Source organism: Xanthovirga aplysinae (genome assembly GCF_009711365.1).
Classification (GTDB): domain Bacteria; phylum Bacteroidota; class Bacteroidia; order Cytophagales; family Cyclobacteriaceae; genus Xanthovirga; species Xanthovirga aplysinae.
Genome location: NZ_SMMB01000718.1, coordinates 1 through 3464, shown reverse-complemented (window position 1 = coordinate 3464; position 3464 = coordinate 1). Strand labels below are relative to the sequence as shown.

Here is a 3464-nt window from a genome sequence, read left to right as displayed (position 1 = left end):
CCCTGTTTTTCTCGGTTTCTTCCCCTCCTGTATAGCCTAGGAAATAGATTACAATAGTAGCTCCTACAAAGACAATTGCAAGTAGGGAATTAATATTCTTCGTCAACCATCCAGAATGTTGACTTTGATTGATTAATACCTCTCGCTCTCTGGCATTTTTTCTATCCTCGTTGATTGCAGCTAGGATTTCAGCTTTTACTTTTGGGTCAAGATCTTTCTTGCCTTCAATCAAATCAGCCGCACGGTTTAATGCCTTAATCCCTGTTAAGCTACCAACGGTATCCAATACGTTAGGAGCAAATTTTTTCAATAAGTTTCCTACCTTGCTCATACCAACACCTCATTCTTAAGAAATTCCTTAACATCGAAATTAGGACATGTTTTTTCTGAAAATTGATTGTGTCCGTGGATGGTTATTCCTTTGTACCTTGCTCGCAAAGACTTAAGTAGCTTTTTCAAGCTTTCAGTTTGTGCTTTCGTTCTATTGTCTTCTCCTTTGCCGCCTACCCAGCAGATACCAATACTGTTTCTGTTTTGTCCCTTGCAATGTGCGCCTTGGTTATCCTCAGTTCTTCCCACTTCTATAGTACCATCGCGCCTAATTACATAGTGGTAACCAATACAGCGCCAGCCTCTTTCCTTGTGCCATTGGTCAATCTCTGCTGTTCCTATATCCATTGTACTTGGCGTATCCGTACAATGAACGATTGCTTTGTCAATTTTTCTCATCTTCAATTGGTTTTGATCTAACAATTTTCCCCCAAATAATTTTTATTGTTAATCCTCCTAGGCCCCCGAAAAAACCGGTTAACAAGGCCTTCACAGCGGTAGTAAATAGCACGCTGTCCAAAAAACTGACATCGGCTAGAATAGGGAAGAAACCAGCTAGGTAAGCAGTCAATGAAGTAGCCGCTCCCCACGTTTCTTCTAAGTGTTTTTGAACATACTTGATCACTGCCCCGCAAAACTCATCTATATGCTTACTCATATACTCGGATAATCAAATGAGATTTTTCAAAAAAAGCCATTAGCTATTTCTTGCCTGAAGCCTTTTTCTTTTCTGGCTCCGGCTGTTCTTCTTTCTTTTGTTCCTGTTTAGGCTGGTTAAGGGTGTTGACTGCCCAGTCAATCGCCTCTACTTCTACAGAGGAAAAGGCATGTCTTTTTTTCGCGTGGCCTAACATCTCCATAATTAAGGAAATAGCCTTTTGATTTGGTGTAGGCTGGTTTTGTACTTGTTCTTGTTTACGCATTTTCTTCTGTATTTTCAGGTTCAACTGTTGGTTCTAATTCTGCTTTGATAGCCAGGAATTCCGCTTTGAATTCGTTTAACAATGCTTCTACACCCCCGATAGGTCCAAGGTTAATGTTTGAAACATTGATAGTTTCCTTCTCATAATTAAAATTTACGTTTCCGTATTGGTCGTTAATATCCGAAGGCCTTAACCCTATTTCAGTTGGTTTTTCATTTTCCTTGTAGCTGTATTCAAATTGGTAATTTTTTCCGTTCACTTGGGATGTGATGTCCTCCGTGATTGTGATTTTCTTTTGTCTGTTTGTTCTTGCCATTTTTTAATTGTTTTATAAGACCCAAGGTGATAATTTTTCTTCTAATACCTTCCCGTTTGTTCCAACCTTGATGGTGCAATATTGGTATTCATATTCCCCAAATTGAAATTCTCTTCGGTCGAATTCGTAACAGAAATACATTGTGCTGTTGAATGTTTCCGGCTGGGAAATCCTATAAGGTCCGTCATATATCTGCCCAAATGGAGGCCGTAATGTAGCATGGTATATAGTTCGGTCGAATCCAGTTCTAACATACTCGTTTATGTTTGAAACATTAGCAACCTTTTGACTAGGGTACAGGATATCAAATGGATTCAAGCGCGTAGCAAACTCTATTTCGTGGCTCTGTCCCGCATCGTTATAGAAAGGAGAGTCGTAATCACTAATACTGATGTTTGAAGTTACCGTATAACTGTAATTGTAATTATCAAAGAAATAGAGATCCCCCGTATCAGGCTCCCAGACTGAACCGTCTACGTAAGTATATTCCCATACTTTTTGGCCCGCTGGAATCTCAATAAATGGTGGAAATTGAAACCCTGTTATGTTTAATTTTACAGGTAAATTATATGCAACAGCATATTTTAACTCTAGCTGCATTATTATTTTAACAGGGCGTACATCAAAAGTGAAACCGCCCTCGTCAATCACCTCAAATGAAAAATTCTTGATTGCCGGTATTGGATAGCCTCGAAACTCTTGTGTGCTAGTTGGAATTACCCCTCTGTTTTGCATCATATCTGAATAAGCCAAAGTACAAAGGCTTGGTAGGCTGGTTTGTGTTCCTGGGTCTGTTCCCGAATTTGCTTTTACTGTTTCTCTTACCGCTCTCTCAATACTGTATTTGTCTTCTGTTGAAGTACTGCCATAAGTTTGTCCATTCACAAACATTTTAAAATTTTCTGTTGTAGGTATTCTGTTTTCTATTAATGCCATATTATCCTGTTGTAATAAAATTGGTGGCTCTAACCGCCCCAGCACTATCGACTAAGAACCTTTCATTCCCATCTATCTGGAAAGAAAGACTATCTGAGTAAATGTAAAATTTGGAAGTCCAGCTAATAGTGTCTTCTGCGGCATTCCCAATTCTAGCTATCCTGAATTCGTGGTACGGATTGGACTGTCCCTCAATGTTCATTCTGTAATGGGCAGCCCCATCTCCAGCAAGCAAATATTTTTCACCGCTATTATAATAGCAATTTGCCCGAAAGTTGAAGTTTCCGCCTCCGTCATTAACGGTAATTCTTTTGGTACCCTCAATACCAGTGTCAGTATCAAACCAAAGTTCTGCCTCGGAATGTGTTAATTTCAAAGCATCTTCCTTGGTGATTTTTACAGAGCCGGAAAATGTATCACCGGTAAGCTCGGCATATTTGCCTGCATGATCTCCCCAACTGAAAGCTTCATAGAAATTAGCAAGGTCGTTTGCGGAAAAGTCTGATTCATCCCACACTTTGTATCCTCCTGAACCGTCAGCAGCAATGCTCACGTATATATCTGGATTATATGTTTTGACAGCTCCATCGTGTTCAATTCTTAGTCTCGGAGCAAAACCTTCGGATTGGACCTGAAAAATAGGTTCCCCTGAATTCGGATTAGTTACCGTTCTTAATACTAGCCCTGGACTTGGATATTCGTCGGTAGCGTAATTAAGACCTAGTTCATGGTTGATGTTTCTTGAATCTTTGACCTTCAAAAGGTGTTGATCCAATTGTATATCATTACTTGCACTATTGCCAGCACTTAATACCTGACTCAGATTGAAGGTTCTACTCCCCTCCATTACCGTTCCTGCCTCGGTTCCGAAATTCTTATTGAAAGCTGAGTTCTCTGAAAAATCTTTTTTGTATTTAGCAAATTCGGCCATTAAATCAGGTTGGTTTTCAATATTTCCA

General features: G+C 39.6%; 7 protein-coding genes. All 7 read right to left on the bottom strand.

Annotated features, from left to right (window positions below; all coding sequences use genetic code 11):
- The coding region (locus E1171_RS04585; protein ID WP_155204550.1) for a hypothetical protein at positions 1 to 331 on the bottom strand (331 nt) is incomplete at its 3' end.
- The gene (locus tag E1171_RS04580; protein WP_246164157.1) at positions 328 to 678 is read right to left on the bottom strand and encodes an N-acetylmuramoyl-L-alanine amidase; all 351 of its coding nucleotides are present in this window, start codon (positions 676 to 678) and stop codon (positions 328 to 330) included. The genes E1171_RS04580 and E1171_RS04585, both read right to left, overlap by 4 nt.
- A gap of 37 nt (positions 679 to 715) precedes the next feature.
- Positions 716 to 988, bottom strand: a complete 273-nt coding sequence (locus E1171_RS04575) for a hypothetical protein (protein ID WP_155204546.1) — start codon at positions 986 to 988, stop codon at positions 716 to 718.
- Between the two features lie 43 nt (positions 989 to 1031).
- The gene (locus E1171_RS04570; protein ID WP_155204544.1) at positions 1032 to 1253 is read right to left on the bottom strand and encodes a hypothetical protein; all 222 of its coding nucleotides are present in this window, start codon (positions 1251 to 1253) and stop codon (positions 1032 to 1034) included.
- Positions 1246 to 1569 carry a hypothetical protein gene (locus E1171_RS04565; RefSeq protein WP_155204541.1) on the bottom strand — a complete coding sequence of 108 codons (324 nt, stop codon included), beginning with the start codon at positions 1567 to 1569 and terminating at the stop codon, positions 1246 to 1248. Before E1171_RS04565 ends, E1171_RS04570 begins: the two co-directional genes overlap by 8 nt.
- Before the next feature lie 12 nt (positions 1570 to 1581).
- Positions 1582 to 2505 (bottom strand): hypothetical protein, encoded by a 924-nt coding sequence (locus E1171_RS04560; RefSeq protein ID WP_155204539.1) that lies wholly within the window; start codon positions 2503 to 2505, stop codon positions 1582 to 1584.
- Between the two features lies 1 nt (position 2506).
- The coding region (locus E1171_RS23640) for a hypothetical protein (RefSeq protein WP_222931390.1) at positions 2507 to 3464 on the bottom strand (958 nt) is incomplete at its 5' end.